Raw genomic sequence first — 15,922 nt, 5'->3', positions numbered from 1 at the left:
CATTTTTTGCGTACGGTCGCAATCAAAAAGGAATTTCCCCATGAAAGTCTCCAAGGCCCAAACGGCAGAAAACCGGCAGGGCATCCTCGATGCCGCCGCGCGGCTGTACCGGGAGCGTGGCCTGTCCGGCGTGGGCGTGGCCGACATCACCCGCGATGCGGGGCTGACGCACGGCGGCCTGTACCGGCATTTCGCCTCCAAGGACGCGCTGGTGCGCGAGGCCTGCGCGCTGGCCTTCGACTGGTCGATCCCCGCGCTGGAGGGCAGCGAGGGTGACACCCCCCTGGCATCGCGGGTGGCGAGCTACCTGTCCCCGGTGCACCGCGATCGCCCTGGCGAGGGCTGTCCCGTGGCGGCGCTGGCGGTGGATGCGGCCCGGGCCGGGGGCGGCCTCTCCGAGGTGTTCGCCCAGGGCATCGAACGCAACATCGACCGCTTCGCCCGGGTGATCGAGGGCCTGGCGCCCGCCGACAGCGCCCCCAGCGCCCAGGGCCGGGCGCGCGCCATGGCCATGCTGGCCACCATGGTGGGCGGGCTCGTGCTGGCGCGGGCCACGGCGGACGGACGGCCCGCACTCTCGGACGAGATCCTCGCCACGCTGCGGGAACAGCTGGCCGCGCCATCCCCCGGCGCGTGACGAACGCCGCCCCTGCCGGGCAAGGGGCGCGGCCGCATGCACGGCCATCTCCCGGACGCAAAGTTGTGCGAAAACGCACTGACAGCCCGGGCGCGTCCCCGCATACTGCGATTTTTGACCTGGAGAGGAGAACCCCATGAACAACGCATCCCGCCACCCCGCCTCCGCCGCCGCATCGGACGATGCCGGCAAACTCGTCCTGCGTATCGCCGTCGGCGTGCTCGTGCTGCTGCACGGCATCTTCAAGCTGCAGAACGGGGTGGGCTTCATCAGCGGCATGCTGGAGCGGGCCGGCCTGCCGGGCGCCCTGGGCTACCTGGTGTTCGTCGGCGAAATCCTGGCGCCGGTGCTGATGATCGTCGGCCTGGCCACCCGCGCGGGCGCCGCCATCGTGGTGGTCAACATGCTGGTGGCGTTCGGCCTCGTGCACATGGCCGACCTGTTCGCGCTCAACAAGCAGGGCGGCTGGGCGCTGGAACTGCAGGGCCTGTACCTTTTCGGCGCGTTGAGCGTGGTGCTGCTGGGCGCCGGGCGCTACAGCGTGGGCGGCGTGAACGGCAAATTCAACTGAACGGGGGATGGGCGGTGGCGCCTGCCGCCGCTCACCCGAATCCAACCGAGTCCCTTTTTTTGCTATAGAAAATATAGCTGAAAGGGCATGCTTTACTAGGGCATCGGCCCGATTTCGATCAAACCGCGGCGGGAACGGGCACCGCCACCAGCGGAATGCGCCCTTCCTCGATGCCGTGGCAGGCCACGCGGGCGCCGCCCTGGTTCAGCAACTGCGGGCGCTCGGTGCGGCACCGGTCGTTGGCGTGCGGGCAACGCGGGTTGAACGCGCAACCGGGCGGCGGGTTCAGCGGATTGGGCACCTCCCCCTGCACCGGCGTGCGCGAGCGGCCGGTGTCGTGCATCTTGGGGATGGCGTCCAGCAGCATGCGCGTGTAGGGGTGGCGCGGCGTGGCGAAAAGCTCGCGCTTGTCGGCCAGCTCCACCAGGCGCCCCAGGTACATCACTCCCACCTGGTCGCTCACATGGCGCACCACCGCGAGGTTGTGCGAGATGAACAGGTAGGTCAGGTGCCGCTCGCGCTGCAGGTCCTTCATGATGTTGAGCACCTGCGCCTGCACCGATACGTCGAGCGCCGACGTGGGCTCATCGCACACGAGGAATTCCGGCTCGGTGGCGAGCGCCCGCGCGATCGAGATGCGCTGGCGCTGGCCGCCCGAGAACTGGTGCGGGTACTTCACCATGTCCAGTGGCGACAGGCCCACCGACTGCAGCAGCTCGCCCACGCGGGCCTTCAGCTCGGCCTTGTCGGTGATGAGGCCGTGCTCGCGCAGCGGCTCGCCGATGATGTCCTCGACCAGCCAGCGCGGGTTGAGGCTGGCATACGGGTCCTGGAAGATCATCTGGATGCGGCGGCGCATGGCCTGGGCGTCCTTGCCCTTGAAGGCCGCGTGCGCGTCCTGCCCGTCGAAGGTGAGGCCGCCGCGCGTGGGCTCGTACAGGCCCACCAGCAGCCGCGCCACCGTGCTCTTGCCGCAGCCGGATTCGCCCACAAGCGCCAGCGTCTTGCCGCGCTCGATCTCGAAGCTCACGCCGTCGACGGCGTGCAGCAGCGTGCGCGGCTTGCGCTCCAGCACGCGGTTGAGCCAGGGGGCGGACACATCGAACGTCTTGGCCAGGTCGTGCGCCTGCACCAGGGGCTTGCCGGCGGCGGCGTTGGCGCTGGCCGAAGGGGTGGGAGTGTGGGCGCTCATGCGGCGGCTTTCTTGGGCAGGTCGTGCAGCCAGCAGGCGGCTTTCGTGGCGCCGGCCTGCAGCAGTTCGGGGCGCTCCACCTTGCAGCGGTCGAAGGTGTGGGGGCAGCGCGGATTGAAGGCGCAGCCCTGGGGAATGGCGTTCAGGCGCGGCATGGCGCCGTCGATCTGGTTCAGGTGCTCGCGCTCCTGCTCCATGTCGGGGATGGACGCCATCAGGCCGGCCGTGTAGGGGTGCGCCGGGTGGTTGATGACCTCGTGCACGGGGCCGATCTCGGCCACGCGGCCGGCATACAGCACCGCCACCCGGTCGCAGGTCTCGGCGATCACGCCCATGTCGTGGGTGATGAGCATCACGGCCGCGCCGCGCGATTTGCAGATGTTCTTGAGCAGCTGGATGATCTGCGCCTGGATCGACACGTCCAGCGCCGTGGTGGGCTCGTCCGCCACGATGAGTTGCGGCTCGGCCGCCAGCGCCAGGGCGATCACCACGCGCTGGCGCATGCCGCCCGAGAACTGGTGGGGGTAATGGTCCACGCGCTGCTCGGCGGCCGGGATACCCGTGTCCTTGAGCAGGTCGATGGCGCGGCGGCGCGCCTCGGCAGCGTTCACCGGCAGGTGGGCCTGGATGGTCTCGACGAGCTGCTGGCCCACCGTGTACAGCGGGTTCAGCGAGGTCAGCGGGTCCTGGAAGATCGCGCCGATGCGCCGGCCGCGGATGTGCCGCATCTCGCGCGACGACAGGTTGTCGATGCGCTGGCCCTCCAGCACGATCTGGCCGGAGGCCACCCGCCCCGGCGGCTCCAGCAGGCCGATGATGGCCGCGCCCGTGAGCGACTTGCCGGCGCCCGACTCGCCCACCACCCCCAGGATTTCACCGGGCGCGATGGAAAAGGAGATGTCGTCCAGCGCGCGCAGGGTGCCGCGGCGGCTCGGGAATTCGACGACGAGGTTCTTGACTTCGAGAAGGCTCATTGGGTGCTTTCAGCGGAGGCGGGGGTTCAGCGCATCGCGCAGCCAGTCGCCCAGCAGGTTCACCGACAGGGCGATCAACACCAGCATGGCGCCCGGAAACACCGTGATCCACCACTCGCCCGAGAACAGGTAGTCGTTGCCGATGCGGATCAGCGTGCCCAGCGAGGGCGAGGTGGGCGGCGCGCCCACGCCCAGGAACGACAAGGTCGCCTCGGTGATGATGGCCGTCGCCACCTGGATGGTGGCCAGCACCATCACCGGGCCCATCACGTTGGGCAGCACGTGCTTGCGCATGATGCGCAGCGAGTTGACGCCCGTCACGCGCGCGGCCTGGACGTATTCCTTGTTGCGCTCCACCAGTGTGGAGCCGCGCACGGTGCGCGCATATTGCACCCAGCCGGTGAGCGAGATCGAGATGATCAGCACCCCGAACGCCAGCGACTCGTGCGCATTGGGAAACACCGCGCGGCCCACGCCGGCGATCAGCAGCGCCACCAGGATGGCCGGGAACGACAGCATCACGTCGCACAGGCGCATGAGCACCGCATCCACCCAGCCTCCGCGAAAGCCCGCCAGCAGCCCGAGCGCCACGCCGACCACCACCGACAGCACCACCGAGGCGAAGCCCACGATGAGCGAGATGCGCGCGCCATAGATCACCGCGGACAGGATGTCGCGGCCCTGGTCGTCGGTGCCCAGCAGGTACTTGGTGGATCCTTCAGGGCTCCAGGCCGGCGGCAGCCGCGCATCGCCCAGTTCGAGCGTGGTCAGATCGAACGGGTTGTGCGGCGCGACCCAGCCCGCGAAGAACGAGCAGAACACGCAGATGAGCGCGATCACCGCCGCGCCGATGGCCACGGGCGAGGTGCGAAAGCTGTGGCCGACATCGCTGTCGAACCATCGGAAGAGCGTTTTTTTCATCGTGTTTGGAAACCCCAGGAAACTCACTGCGGCGGCGCCGGCTGGCCACCGCCTCGGTCGGGCACCTTGCCGGCGCACCCCGCTTGGTTGGCTACGCCGCTGCGGCACTCATTTGACGATGCTCATCCATTTGAAGGGCATGAAGTTGTCGGCCATCTGCACCAGCTTGACCTTCTTGCTCACGCCCCAGGCCAGCGCCTGCTGGTGCAGCGGCACGTGGCCGATGTCGGCGGCGTGGATCGCGAACGCCTCGCGGATCATGGCGTTGCGCTGGGTCTTGTCGGTTTCCGCCTGGATCCGTTTGGTGAGCTCGTCGACCTTGGGGTTGCAGTACGCGCCCAGGTTGAACTGGCCGGCGCCCTTTTCGTCCACGCACGTCATAAGGGCATTCAGCGCATTGTGCGCATCGTAGGTGGCGGGCGACCAGCCGAGCATGTAGAAGCTCGTGTCGCGGCGCAGCACCTTCGGGAAATAGGTGCCCTTGGTCTCGGCCTGCAGGTTGATCTTGACGTTGATGCGCGCAAGATTGGCCGCTACCGCCTGGCACACGCGGCCGTCGTTCACATAGCGGTCGTTGGGGCAGTTCATCGTCAGCTCGAAGCCGTTGGCGTAGCCCGCCTCGGCCATGAGCTTCTTGGCCGCATCCACGTCGTAGGGCAGCCGCTTCATGTCGGCCTGGAAGCCGTTGATGCCGGGGCCGACGAGCTGGGCGGACGGGTTGGCCGCGCCGCGCATGACGGTCTTGCGGATGCCCTCGATGTCGATGGCCTGGTAGAACGCCTGCCGCACCCGCTTGTCCTTGAAGGGGTTCTTGCCCTTCACGCTGGAATACAGCAGCTCGTCGCGCTTTTGGTCCATGCCCAGGAAGATGGTGCGCAGCTCGGGGCCCGTCACGGCGCGGGTGTTGGGGCTGGTGTTGACGCGCTCGATGTCCTGCACCGGCACGGGCTCCATCACGTCCACCTCGCCCGACAGCAGCGCCGCCACGCGGGTGGCGTCGTTGCCGATCGGCGTGTAGATGATCTCGCTGGCATTGCTCTCGATGGTGCCCCAGTAGCTGCCGTTGCGCGTGAACACCGTGCGCACGTTGGGCTGGCGCTCGCGCACGCGGAACGGCCCGGTGCCGTTGGCACGGAACGACGCGGCGTTCTCGATGCCCTTGCGGCGGTCCACCGGCGTCGTGGCCTGGTTGGTCTCGCACCACTTCTTGCTCATCATGTACACGAGCGTGAGCACGTCAGGCAGGATGGGATAGGGCGAGCGGGTCTCGATCTCGACCGTGTAGTCGTCGATCTTGCGCACCTCCTTGAAGTCGTTCGTGTAGCTCTTCATGTCCGAGCCCTCGACCTGCGTGCGGCCCAGCGAGAACAGCACGTCGTCCGCCGTGAACGGGGTGCCGTCGTGGAACTGCACGCCGCGCCGCAGTTCGAAGCGCCAGACCGTGGGCGAGGTCATCTTCCAGCTGGTGGCTAGCGCGGGCGCCAGGCTCAGGTCCTTGTTGCGCCCCACGAGCGGCTCGTAGACGTTGCCGGTCACGCTCAGCTGCAGCGATTCGTTGAGCGAGTGCGGGTCCATCGACAGGGCATCGCCCTGGTTCGCCACGCGGATGGTCTGCGCCCCTGCGACGGACACCATGGCGACCATCGCCAGGGCCAGCGCCGTTTTTGTCTGGAATTTCATGGGGACTCCTGAGGAAGAAAAGGGGGGATGTGCGCACACGGGCCGATGTGGGCGTCAGGCGCCCGCCAGCGGCATGGCCTGCTCGACCAGGCTGGCATGCAGCGCGGCGCCCAGCGGCAGGATGTCGTCGTTGAAGTCGTAGCGGTTGTTGTGCAGCGCGCTGTTGCCCGGGCCCGTGCCCTGGCCGATGCGCAGGTAGGCGCCGGGCTTGTTCTGCAGCATGAAGGAAAAGTCTTCCGCGCCCATGCTGGGGTCCATGTCGCGCACCACGTTCTCGCCGCCCACCAGCGATTCGGCCACGTCGCCCGCGAACTGCGCATGGCTTTCGGTGTTGATGGTGGCCGGATAGATGCGTTCGTAGCGCACCGTGGCGGTGGCGCCGAAGCCGAGCGCAATGGCGCTGCACAGCTCCTGGATGCGCCGCTCCACCATGTCCTGCACCACCGGATCGAAACTGCGCACCGTGCCCACCAGCGTGGCCGTGCCAGGCAGCACGCTGAAGGCGCCCAGGTCACCCGCCTGGATCGCGCACAGGCTGATCACGGCGCTGTCGATGGGGCGCACGTTGCGCGAGACGATGCCCTGCACCGCGGTGATGATGTGCGCCGCCACCAGCACCACGTCCACCGTCTGGTAGGCATGGGCGCCGTGGCCGCCCCGGCCGGTGATCTCGATCGTCACGCGGTCGGCCGCGGCCATCATCGCGCCCGAGTTCAGGCCGATGGTGCCGGGCTTCATGGCGGGCCAGTTGTGCATGGCGTACACCGACTGCACGGGAAAGCGTTCGAACAGGCCGTCCTCCACCATCACCCGCGCGCCGGCAAAGCCTTCTTCGCCGGGCTGGAAGATCAGCACGGCGGTGCCGTCGAACTGGCGCGTGGCGGCCAAGTAGCGCGCCGCGCCGATCAGCATGGCGGTGTGCCCGTCGTGCCCGCACCCGTGCATGAGACCGGACTTGCAGGACTTCCATGCGAAATCGTTCTGCTCGGTCATCGGCAGCGCGTCCATGTCGGCACGCAGGCCGATCATGCTGCGGCTGCCGCGGCCCTGCCCCCGGATGACGGCGACGATGCCCGTGCGCCCGATGCCGTCGTGGATCTCGTCCACGCCGCAGACCTTGAGGGCCTCTTTCACGCGGGCCCCGGTGTACACCTCCTCGAAGCCGAGTTCGGGGTGGGCGTGCAGGTCCCGCCGGAATGCGGTGAGTTCGGGGTGGTACTGCGCGATGTGCGCGAAGGCCCGGCCCCCGGCCTTGAAGCGAAGCGCCTGCGCCATGTCTCAGTGCCCTCCAGCCTTGCCCACGCGCAGGCGCGGATCGACGGCGAAATACAGCAGATCGACCACGAGGTTGATCACCACGAAGATGAGCGCGATCAGGCACAGGTAGGCCGCCATCACCGGAATGTCCGCGAAGGTGACCGCCTGGATGAACAGCAGGCCCATGCCCGGCCACTGGAACACCGTCTCGGTGATGATGGCGAAGGCGATGAGGCCGCCCAGCTGCAGGCCCGTGATGGTCATCACCGGCACCAGCGTGTTCTTGAGGGCATGGCCGAAGTGGATCGCGCGGTCGGACAGGCCGCGCGCGCGGGCGAACTTGATGTAGTCGGTGCGCAGCACCTCCAGCATCTCGGCGCGCACGAGCCGCATGATCAGCGTGAGCTGGAAGATCGCCAGCGTGATCGCCGGCAGCGTGATGTGGTGCCAGCCCTTGGGGGTCAGCAGCCCGGTGCTCCACCAGCCCAATTGCGTGACGGGGCCCCGCCCGAAGCTCGGGAACCAGCCCAGGTGCACGGCGAACACGAGGATCAGCAGGATCCCGATCAGGAAGGTGGGCAGCGACACGCCGAGCAGGGACAGCGTCATGAACAGCTGGCTCGCGAAGCTGCCGCGCCGCAGGGCGGCATACACGCCCATCGGCACGCCGATCAGCAGCGCGAGCACGGCGGCCACGAGGGCCAACTCCAGCGTGGCGGGAAAGCGCTCGGCGATCAGCCGCGACACCTTCGCGCCCTGGCGCAGGCTGAGGCCGAACTCGCCCTGCGCGGCGTTCACCAGAAAGTGCCAGAACTGCACGATGAAAGGTTTGTCCAGACCGAGCGCCGCGCGCAGCTCACGGATCTGCTCGGGCGTGGCATCCTGGCCGAGCAGGAAGGTGACGGGATCTCCGACGTACTGGAACAGCATGAAGGAGATGAAGGCCACCGCGATCATCACGATGACGGCCTGAATCAGGCGTCGCAGAATAAAGGCAAGCATCAGTGAACCGTGAGTGAATCGGGCATGCTAGCAGGGGGATGGGCCATCGCCGCGAATACCCCCCGGCCGGCAGTTGGGCAAGCGCCAGGCCGGGTTGGCAGCCTGGGCAGGATCGCGTGCATCAATTGATCTTGACCATGCGCATGTCCACGCGGTTGTCGGCCCGGTGGACCACGTCCACCGTCTTTTTCATGGCCCAGGGAATGACCTGGTCGTACAGCGGAATGTGCGAAACCGTGTCGTTGGACAGCTGCAGCGCCTCGGTCAGCATGCGCGAGCGCACCGGTGCATCCGTCTCCGCCTTGATGCGGTCCACGAGGTAGTCCATGCGCTCGTTGCTGTAGCGGCCCACGTTGTAGTTGCCGTCGCCGCCCGTGCCGACGGTGCGCACCAGCGACTGCAGGCTGTAGAGCGCGTCGAACGTCGGCACGCCCCAGCCGAGCATGTAGATGCTGGCCTCGCTGCGCTGGATCATCGGAAAGTACGTCACCTGCGGCAGCGTGCGCAGCTTGGCTTTCACGCCGATGCGCGCCCACATGGCCGTCACGGCCTGGCAGATGGCCTCGTCGTTGATGTAGCGGTTGTTGGGGCAGGCGAAGTCCACCTCGAAGCCGTCGGCGTAGCCGGCGTCCGCCATGAGCTTCTTCGCGGCCTCGACGTCATAGGGCATGCGCTTGCCTACCGCTTCGGTCCAGCCCGCGACCTGGGGCGCCACCAGCGTGCCGGTCGGTTTGCCCAGGCCGCGCATGATGCTGCGGGTGAGCGTGTTCACATCGACGGCCTGGTAGAGCGCACGGCGCACGCGCACGTCCTTGAACGGGTTCTTGCCCTTCACGCTGGAGCCCACCAGTTCCTCGCGGAACTGGTCCATGCCGAGAAAGATGGTGCGGTTCTCCACGCCATCGACCACCTTCAGGTCGGCGCCGGAGCGCAGCCGTGCCAGGTCCTGCGGGGAGGGATCGAGCACCATGTCCACCTCGCCGGAGAGCAGGGCCGCCACGCGCGTGGACGCGGATTTGATGGGCGTGTAGATGATCTCCGTCACGTTGCCTTCCATCGTGCCCCACCAGTTCGGGTTGCGCTTGAACACCATGCGCACGTCCGGCTGCCAGGACTCGAGGGTGTACGGCCCCGTGCCCATGGCATTGCGGTGCGCGAAGTTCTCGTCGGTGCCCTTGATGTCCTTGGGCTCCACGGACTTGTTTTTTTTCGGCCCAGGCCTTGCTCATGATGCGCAGCTCGGTCAGCTGGCGCAGCAGCACGGGATTGGGCGACTTGAGGAAGATGTCGAACGTCTGGGCATCGACCTTCACGATCCGGTCGAAACCTTGTACGAACGGTGTGTAGTTGGAGGTCTTGGCCATGGCCCGGGAGAGCGAATACACCGCATCGTCGGCCGTGAACGCCGAGCCGTCATGGAACTTGACGCCCTGCCGCAGCGTGAAGCGCACCTGCGTGGGGCTCACCTCGCGCCACGCAGTCGCCAGCACGGGTTCGATCTCGAAGGTGCGGCTGTTGTAGTACGTCAGCGTTTCGTACACGTTCGCGTGCAGCCCGTTCTGTAGGGCATTGTTCTGCGAGTGGATGTCCCAGGTGGAGATTTCGCCTTGGCTGGCCCATTTGAACGTCTTGGAATGAGCCAGGGGCGACGCGAGGATCGCACAGGCGGCAGCGCCCGAAACAATGGCAGTGATGAGCTTCATGGAACCCTCTTGGATAAAGCGTGGAACATGCCGCTTCCTTTTTGAGGAATGCGGAAGGTCGCTGGAAGCCGGGGTCTGGCCGGCCCAGGATCTGGCATGAGCGGGAAACCCATGCAAGGAAGGTGCCAGTCCCCGCCCTGCGCGGATCGGCGCTGGCGGGCCACCCGGCCCTTCGTGTGCACTCCGTGCAGACAGCCTCTTTCGAAGAGACTGGCGTTCGCATCGATGAACGGCTGCGCCTCGGCGCGCAGCCAGTGCCTGTCAGAAGCGGTGACGCAGGCCGATCGTGTAGCCCGTGCGGCTCTTGGCGCCATTGACCTGGCCCGCCGCGTTGCTCAGGCTGATCTGGTCGCCCTTGAGCTTGGTGTGGTCAAGTTCGAGGTACGCGTCAGTGCGTTTGGAGAACGCGTAGTCGAAGGCCATCGTGAAGAAGTCCGCCTTGCCCTTGGCGGCCGCCGTGCTGCCCTTCTGCTCGGCACGGAAGTAGTGCGCACCGATGTTCAACTGGGGCGTGATCTGATAACCCGCACCGATCTTGTAGATGGTGCGCTTGTTGGCAGCCAGGAAGGCCGGCCCACCGAAGCCGCCGTTGATCGTGCCCTGCCACATGGCGCCCAGCACAGCCCGGTCGACCGCCGTGAGGCCGTCATCCACCTTGTTCTGGCCGTAGCCCGCATTGAAGTACCAATCGCCCAGGCGGTAGGAGCCACCGACGGTCCAGGCATCGACCTTCTTGCCCGAAGCGAACTCGTAGTTCTGGTACCCCAGGCCAGCAGCCAGGCCGCCCGCTGCATAGCGCAGGTAGCCCCCGGCCGTCTTGCCACCGGTGGGGCTCTTCTCATCAAACGAATACTGCAATGCGCCCCGCCATGGACCGACCTCGGCCATGTACTTGAGCATGTTGTCGGCCCGCGCGCCCAGTGCGAAGCCGATTTCCGGCTTGTACACGTCCATGTAGGGGGAGTAGGGATAGGAGGCGTAGGTGCTCGTGACCAGGTCGAACAGGATGTTGTATTGGCGGCCCATGGTCAGCCGTCCGAAGCCTCCCTGCACGCCCACCCAGGACTGCTGGAAATAGGGCGTCGCCGGGGTTCCCGTGTCTGCCCCGAATCGGTTCTCCAGATTGACCAGGGCCTTCAGACCACCGCCCAGGTCCTCGGTCACATTGATGCCCCAACGGCTTTGAGACATGCCGCCGCCCACCATCTGGTTCAGCGAGCCCCCGGGACTGCCGGCCGGGCCTTCGTTGTTCGTGTGGCGATATGCCATATCCACAATACCGTACAGCTGCACGCTACTGGTATTGGCCTGGGCGAAAAGCAATGGCGAGGCCACACCCAGCGCTGCAGCAGCGATGGTCTTTGTCACAAACGAAATACGCATGTGCTGTCTCTTTCTGCTTGGAATAAGGGAAATTCATTTTAGAAATCCCGGTTTTTGCAGAACAGAGCGTATGGCAGCATACCCACAGGCGTTTTCCCTAGTCTTTTGTTACATACGCGACACAGGGGACACCAATGCAAAAAGCCGCCGACCCGAAGGTCGGCGGCTTTTTTTCTTCTCAAGAACCGCTGACTTGCGTCAGCGCCCTATTAGAAGGAGTGGCGGATACCAACTTGGTAGCCGTTGACGTTCTCGCCAGGCAGAGCGGTAGCGCCGGTCAGGCCGTTGCTGGCCAGAACGCGCGTTGCGCCGCCCTTGTTTTGCATGTGAGCGATCGTGCCGTACACAGCGGTGCGCTTGGACAGGTCATACACGTAGCCCAGAGCCAGCACGCGGGAATCGGCGCTGCTGTTCTTCAGGTCCAGGTTCGCGAACGAAGCCTTCACCGTGCCAGGACCGACAGGAGCGGTCAGGCCGATCAGGTACGTGCTGTACTTCGTTTGCACAGCAGCGTTGTTCTTTTCTTGGTGCCAGATGAAGATTGGCTTCACGACGCCCAGATCGTACGAACCAGCAATGGAGTACGTGGTCACGTCTTGAGGAGCCGTAGCACCGCGCAGCTTGTCAGCTGCCAGGGTCACGCTCAGAGGACCGTTTTCGTAGCCACCGGCCAGGCCGAGGTAGTTGCCAGCCTTGTCATAGGCAGCGTTGGAAGGCGTTTCGCCGAAAGCGTAGTGCACGGTACCGAAGAAGCCACCCAGGTTGCCAGGGGTGCGGTAGCTCACGCCGTTGCCGATACGGAAAGGTTGACCGCCGATGCCGAAGCCCAGGAAGTTACCCACGCCGACTTGGCCGAACGGATCGTACGAGCTGGGCTTGTCGTAGCCAGCCGTCAGTTCACGACCCAGACGAACTTCACCGAAGTTGCCCATCAGGCTGACCGTGGAACGGCGCTTGAATTCGAAGCCAGGACCCGTAGCGCCGCCGCCAGCACCGGTGCCGGTGTCGTTCTGGATAGCGCCTTCGAGCCAGAAACCAGCCTTCAGACCGCCACCGAGGTCTTCAACGCCGCGGAAACCCAGACGGCTGGTTGCATTGCCGCTGTTGTACACGCCGGTCACGGAATTGTCGGCGGAGATGCGGCCAACGCCTGCATCAACGATACCGAACATCGTGACGGAAGATTGAGCCATTGCAGCGCCGGAAGCAGCCAGCACAGCCAGGGCAATCAGGGATTTTTTCATTGCGAGTTACTCCAAGGTTAAACGAGGGCGCCGGTTCGGGGGGCTGAGATGCACAAGCGCAGTCCGCCGGATCCCCGGGCCAACCTCCTGGTGGGGAAGTTGTCCTTATTGCAACAGAGCCACGTCCGTTTCGCAAAGGAATTCCCTCACAATTGCACCGAAAGGCCCAAATCGTTGCTGTGTTGCAACAACCCTTGAGGCGTCACGGAACTGACTTATCGCGGCGCCCAGCGGGCAAAGGATGCTCGCATTTTTGTATTCATTCGAAAATTCTGTAGCGCTTTCGAACTTCACCCGATTTTTCCATGGATCCACTTCTGACGGCGGTCGATACCGCACTGCGCACCCTCTTCGCCAAGCCCCGGGCAGGGGAGCCCTCACCGGCACGCGCCCATTCTGACGCCAATCTCTCGCCCGCGGAAAAACGCTTGGCAGGCGCGCTCATGCGGGTGAACCACGTGGGCGAAGTGTGTGCCCAGGCACTCTACACCGGCCAGGCCGCCGTGACGCGCGATGCGCACCTGCGCGCCCACCTGCTGGAGGCGGCGCGAGAGGAAACGGATCATCTCGCCTGGACCCGCGAGCGGCTCGACGCCCTGGGCGACCGGCCGAGCCTGCTCAATCCGCTCTGGTTCGCCGGGGCGTTCGCCATCGGATGGACTGCCGCCCAGGTCAGCGACCGGGTGAGCCTGGGGTTCGTGGTGGAAACCGAGCGGCAGGTGGCGCAGCACCTGCAAAGCCATCTGGAGCGCTTGCCGGCGCAGGACCTGGCGTCCCGCTCGGTCGTGGCACGCATGAAGAGCGACGAAGAGCGGCACGCGAGCGGCGCCCTGGCCGCGGGCGGCCAGGAGTTGCCGGCCCCGGTGCGCCTGCTGATGAAGGCCGCCGCCAAGTGCATGACCACGGTGGCGCACCGCATCTGAAGGAATGCCCTCGGTGCAGTGGCCGCCGTCAGCGCGCCGCCAGGCCGATCACCCCTCGACGATGTCGAAGCCCGTGGTGATCTCCGCCATCTTGCCCAGCATGATGCTGGCGGAACAGTATTTTTCGTGGCTCATGGCGATCGCACGTTCGACCGCCGCCGCAGGCAGCGCCTTGCCCGTCACGGTGAATTGCATGTGGATGCGGGTGAACACCTTGGGATCGACCGGCGCGCGTTCGGAGGTGAGCTTGACGCTGCAGCCGCGGACATCGTGCCGGCCGCGCTTGAGAATCAGCACGACGTCGTAGGCTGTGCAGCCCCCCGTGCCGGCCAGGACTGTCTCCATGGGGCGCGGCGCCAGGTTCTGGCCCCCGTTGGCGGGGTTGGCAGCATCGGGCGCGCCGTCCATGGCCAGGACATGGCCGCTGCCGGTTTCGGCGATGAATCCCATACCGGACCGGGTGCCCGTGGCGCCCGTCCAGGTGACTGTGCATTCCATGTTGTTTTTCTCCATCAAAAAAAGCGAAAAACCGCGTTTCCATCCCGGGATGGTCTATCAATTTTGCTGCAACGCAGCATGGTTTGGGCTACACTTCGCACCATGCGTTGCCCGAAAGGGTGGACAGCAAGCCCAAACGGTTTGTTCGCACCCATTGTCTCCTCCATCTCCTCAAAGGATGGATTCGGCCCCGGACTTCACAGTCCGGGGCCGTTTTTTTTGCCCTGCGCACGACGGCAGCAGCGTCGGGCCACCGCCTATGATGGCGGCCCTGCCCGCGACCGGCGCGGCAACGATCCGCACGACATGACCCAGCACCTCACGCCCCTGGACTACCTGAAGAAGATCCTCACGGCCCGCGTTTACGACGTGGCGGTCGAATCGGCCCTGGAACCCGCCAAGGCGCTGAGCCGCCGGCTCCACAACCAGGTACTGCTCAAGCGTGAGGACCAGCAGCCGGTGTTCAGCTTCAAGCTGCGGGGCGCCTACAACAAGATGGCGCACCTGTCGCCCGAGCAGTTGCAAAAGGGCGTGATCTGCGCCTCGGCTGGCAACCATGCCCAAGGCGTGGCGATGAGCGCGCACAAGCTGGGGACCCGCGCCGTCGTCGTCATGCCGACGACCACGCCCCAGCTCAAGGTGGATGCCGTTCGGACGCTGGGCGGCGAGGTCGTGCTGCACGGCGACAGCTATTCCGACGCCTACGAGCACGCGGCCCAGTTGCAGGCAGCCCAGGGCCTGACCTTCGTACACCCCTTCGACGATCCCGACGTGATCGCCGGCCAAGGCACGATCGCCATGGAAATCCTGCGCCAGCTGCAGAGCCTGGGCAGCAACCGGCTCGATGCGGTGTTCGTCGCCATCGGCGGCGGCGGGCTGGTGAGCGGCGTGGCCAACTACATCAAGGCAGTGCGCCCCGAGATCCGCGTGATCGGCGTGCAGATGAACGATTCCGACGCCATGGCGCAATCCGTCGCGTCCGGCAGCCGCGTCACGCTGGCCGACGTGGGCCTGTTCTCCGACGGCACGGCCGTCAAGTTGGTGGGCGAGGAGACCTTCCGCGTGGCCCAGGGCCTGGTGGACGAGTTCATGACCGTGGACACCGACGCCGTGTGCGCTGCGATCAAGGACATCTTCGTGGACACGCGCAGCATCGTGGAGCCGGCCGGCGCCCTGGCCGTGGCCGCCATCAAGCAGTACGTGGATACGCACAAGACGCGGGGCGAGACCTACGCGGCCATCCTGTGCGGCGCCAACATGAATTTCGACCGCCTGCGCTTCGTGGCCGAGCGCGCCGAGGTGGGCGAGGAACGCGAAGCCCTGCTGGCGGTCACCATTCCGGAAGAGCGCGGCAGCTTCAAGCGGTTCTGCGAGGTGGTGGGGGAACTGCCCGGCGGCCCGCGCAACGTGACCGAGTTCAACTACCGCATCAGCGACGCCGCGCGCGCCCACGTGTTCGTGGGCCTGACCACACACGGCAAGGGCGAGTCGGAAAAGATCGCCCGCAACTTCCAGCGCCACGGGTTCGAGGCGCTCGACCTCACGCACGACGAACTGGCCAAGGAGCACCTGCGCCACCTGGTGGGCGGCCGCTCGGCGCTCGCGCAGGAGGAGCGGCTGCTGCGCTTCGTCTTCCCCGAGAGGCCGGGGGCACTGTTCAAGTTCCTGAGCCTGATGCAGCCGAGCTGGAACATCAGCCTGTTCCACTACCGCAACCAGGGCGCCGACTACGGGCGCATTCTGGTGGGCATGCAGGTGCCGCCGGGCGATGCGGCGGCGTTCGACGCTTTCCTGGCCACACTGGGCTACCCGTACGTGGAAGAAACGCTGAACCCGGCTTACCAGCTGTTCCTGCAGGCCGGGCGCGCCTAGCCCGAAGGCTTGGCACCAAAACGGCCTCCAGCGCAATTAATACTAGGGCATATAGCTATTTATTT

At 66.0% G+C, this 15,922-nt stretch carries 13 protein-coding genes and 1 pseudogene; 4 read left to right on the top strand and 10 right to left on the bottom strand.

Annotated features, from left to right (window positions below):
• The first annotated feature begins 40 nt into the window (after positions 1-40).
• Both AC27IO_RS01735 and AC27IO_RS01730 read left to right on the top strand, forming a co-directional pair.
• Entirely contained in the window at positions 41-637 is a 597-nt protein-coding gene (locus AC27IO_RS01735) for a TetR/AcrR family transcriptional regulator (protein ID WP_317352772.1), read from the top strand.
• Positions 638-773: 136 nt separating this feature from the next.
• Complete coding sequence (locus AC27IO_RS01730) at positions 774-1,208, top strand: DoxX family protein (RefSeq protein ID WP_317352774.1); 435 nt, start codon at positions 774-776, stop codon at positions 1,206-1,208.
• Positions 1,209-1,326: 118 nt separating this feature from the next.
• Here the strand turns inward: AC27IO_RS01730 and AC27IO_RS01725 are convergent, their stop codons facing one another.
• The 9 genes and pseudogenes from AC27IO_RS01725 to AC27IO_RS01685 form a co-directional block, all read right to left on the bottom strand.
• On the bottom strand, positions 1,327-2,400 hold the full coding sequence (locus AC27IO_RS01725) for an ABC transporter ATP-binding protein (protein ID WP_487113549.1): 1,074 nt from the start codon (positions 2,398-2,400) through the stop codon (positions 1,327-1,329).
• On the bottom strand, positions 2,397-3,374 hold the full coding sequence (locus AC27IO_RS01720) for an ABC transporter ATP-binding protein (protein WP_498736936.1): 978 nt from the start codon (positions 3,372-3,374) through the stop codon (positions 2,397-2,399). Before AC27IO_RS01720 ends, AC27IO_RS01725 begins: the two co-directional genes overlap by 4 nt.
• A 9-nt stretch (positions 3,375-3,383) precedes the next feature.
• Positions 3,384-4,295 (bottom strand): ABC transporter permease, encoded by a 912-nt coding sequence (locus AC27IO_RS01715; protein WP_284405054.1) that lies wholly within the window; start codon positions 4,293-4,295, stop codon positions 3,384-3,386.
• A gap of 108 nt (positions 4,296-4,403) precedes the next feature.
• Positions 4,404-5,975: an ABC transporter substrate-binding protein gene (locus tag AC27IO_RS01710; RefSeq protein WP_498736933.1), complete on the bottom strand. Its 1,572-nt coding sequence runs from the start codon at positions 5,973-5,975 to the stop codon at positions 4,404-4,406.
• A gap of 54 nt (positions 5,976-6,029) precedes the next feature.
• On the bottom strand, positions 6,030-7,250 hold the full coding sequence (locus tag AC27IO_RS01705; protein ID WP_284429862.1) for a M20 aminoacylase family protein: 1,221 nt from the start codon (positions 7,248-7,250) through the stop codon (positions 6,030-6,032).
• Between the two features lie 3 nt (positions 7,251-7,253).
• Entirely contained in the window at positions 7,254-8,234 is a 981-nt protein-coding gene (locus tag AC27IO_RS01700; protein ID WP_272567456.1) for an ABC transporter permease, read from the bottom strand.
• A gap of 121 nt (positions 8,235-8,355) precedes the next feature.
• Positions 8,356-9,937, bottom strand: a pseudogene (locus AC27IO_RS01695) (ABC transporter substrate-binding protein).
• A 261-nt stretch (positions 9,938-10,198) separates the two neighbouring features.
• Positions 10,199-11,320 (bottom strand): porin, encoded by a 1,122-nt coding sequence (locus tag AC27IO_RS01690; protein ID WP_487088067.1) that lies wholly within the window; start codon positions 11,318-11,320, stop codon positions 10,199-10,201.
• Positions 11,321-11,529: 209 nt separating this feature from the next.
• Positions 11,530-12,564, bottom strand: coding sequence for a porin (locus AC27IO_RS01685; RefSeq protein ID WP_284396449.1), 1,035 nt, complete (start codon positions 12,562-12,564; stop codon positions 11,530-11,532).
• A gap of 305 nt (positions 12,565-12,869) precedes the next feature.
• On the opposite strand from AC27IO_RS01685, the gene coq7 reads away from it, so the two are divergent.
• Positions 12,870-13,487: a 2-polyprenyl-3-methyl-6-methoxy-1,4-benzoquinone monooxygenase gene (coq7, locus tag AC27IO_RS01680; protein ID WP_498736929.1), complete on the top strand. Its 618-nt coding sequence runs from the start codon at positions 12,870-12,872 to the stop codon at positions 13,485-13,487.
• Positions 13,488-13,535: 48 nt separating this feature from the next.
• On the opposite strand, the gene AC27IO_RS01675 is transcribed toward coq7, so the two are convergent.
• Positions 13,536-13,985 (bottom strand): OsmC family protein, encoded by a 450-nt coding sequence (locus AC27IO_RS01675; protein WP_284396445.1) that lies wholly within the window; start codon positions 13,983-13,985, stop codon positions 13,536-13,538.
• A 306-nt stretch (positions 13,986-14,291) separates the two neighbouring features.
• Between AC27IO_RS01675 and ilvA the strand changes: the two genes are divergently transcribed.
• Positions 14,292-15,857 (top strand): threonine ammonia-lyase, biosynthetic, encoded by a 1,566-nt coding sequence (ilvA, locus tag AC27IO_RS01670; RefSeq protein ID WP_272567449.1) that lies wholly within the window; start codon positions 14,292-14,294, stop codon positions 15,855-15,857.
• Positions 15,858-15,922 lie beyond the last annotated feature (65 nt).

This window comes from Acidovorax sp. KNOB132 (genome assembly GCF_057541515.1).
The sequence above is the reverse complement of the archived record's forward strand: the minus strand, read 5'-3'. Positions and strand labels throughout refer to the sequence as shown.

What these genes read in the sequence shown, in the direction of transcription:
- AC27IO_RS01735 (WP_317352772.1), top strand. Translation starts at nt 41, where the DNA reads ATGAAAGTCTCCAAGGCCCAAACGGCAGAAAACCGGCAGGGCATCCTC.
- AC27IO_RS01730 (WP_317352774.1), top strand. Translation starts at nt 774, where the DNA reads ATGAACAACGCATCCCGCCACCCCGCCTCCGCCGCCGCATCGGACGAT.
- AC27IO_RS01725 (WP_487113549.1), bottom strand. Translation starts at nt 2,400, where the DNA reads ATGAGCGCCCACACTCCCACCCCTTCGGCCAGCGCCAACGCCGCCGCC.
- AC27IO_RS01720 (WP_498736936.1), bottom strand. Translation starts at nt 3,374, where the DNA reads ATGAGCCTTCTCGAAGTCAAGAACCTCGTCGTCGAATTCCCGAGCCGC.
- AC27IO_RS01715 (WP_284405054.1), bottom strand. Translation starts at nt 4,295, where the DNA reads ATGAAAAAAACGCTCTTCCGATGGTTCGACAGCGATGTCGGCCACAGC.
- AC27IO_RS01710 (WP_498736933.1), bottom strand. Translation starts at nt 5,975, where the DNA reads ATGAAATTCCAGACAAAAACGGCGCTGGCCCTGGCGATGGTCGCCATG.
- AC27IO_RS01705 (WP_284429862.1), bottom strand. Translation starts at nt 7,250, where the DNA reads ATGGCGCAGGCGCTTCGCTTCAAGGCCGGGGGCCGGGCCTTCGCGCAC.
- AC27IO_RS01700 (WP_272567456.1), bottom strand. Translation starts at nt 8,234, where the DNA reads ATGCTTGCCTTTATTCTGCGACGCCTGATTCAGGCCGTCATCGTGATG.
- AC27IO_RS01690 (WP_487088067.1), bottom strand. Translation starts at nt 11,320, where the DNA reads ATGCGTATTTCGTTTGTGACAAAGACCATCGCTGCTGCAGCGCTGGGT.
- AC27IO_RS01685 (WP_284396449.1), bottom strand. Translation starts at nt 12,564, where the DNA reads ATGAAAAAATCCCTGATTGCCCTGGCTGTGCTGGCTGCTTCCGGCGCT.
- coq7 (WP_498736929.1), top strand. Translation starts at nt 12,870, where the DNA reads ATGGATCCACTTCTGACGGCGGTCGATACCGCACTGCGCACCCTCTTC.
- AC27IO_RS01675 (WP_284396445.1), bottom strand. Translation starts at nt 13,985, where the DNA reads ATGGAATGCACAGTCACCTGGACGGGCGCCACGGGCACCCGGTCCGGT.
- ilvA (WP_272567449.1), top strand. Translation starts at nt 14,292, where the DNA reads ATGACCCAGCACCTCACGCCCCTGGACTACCTGAAGAAGATCCTCACG.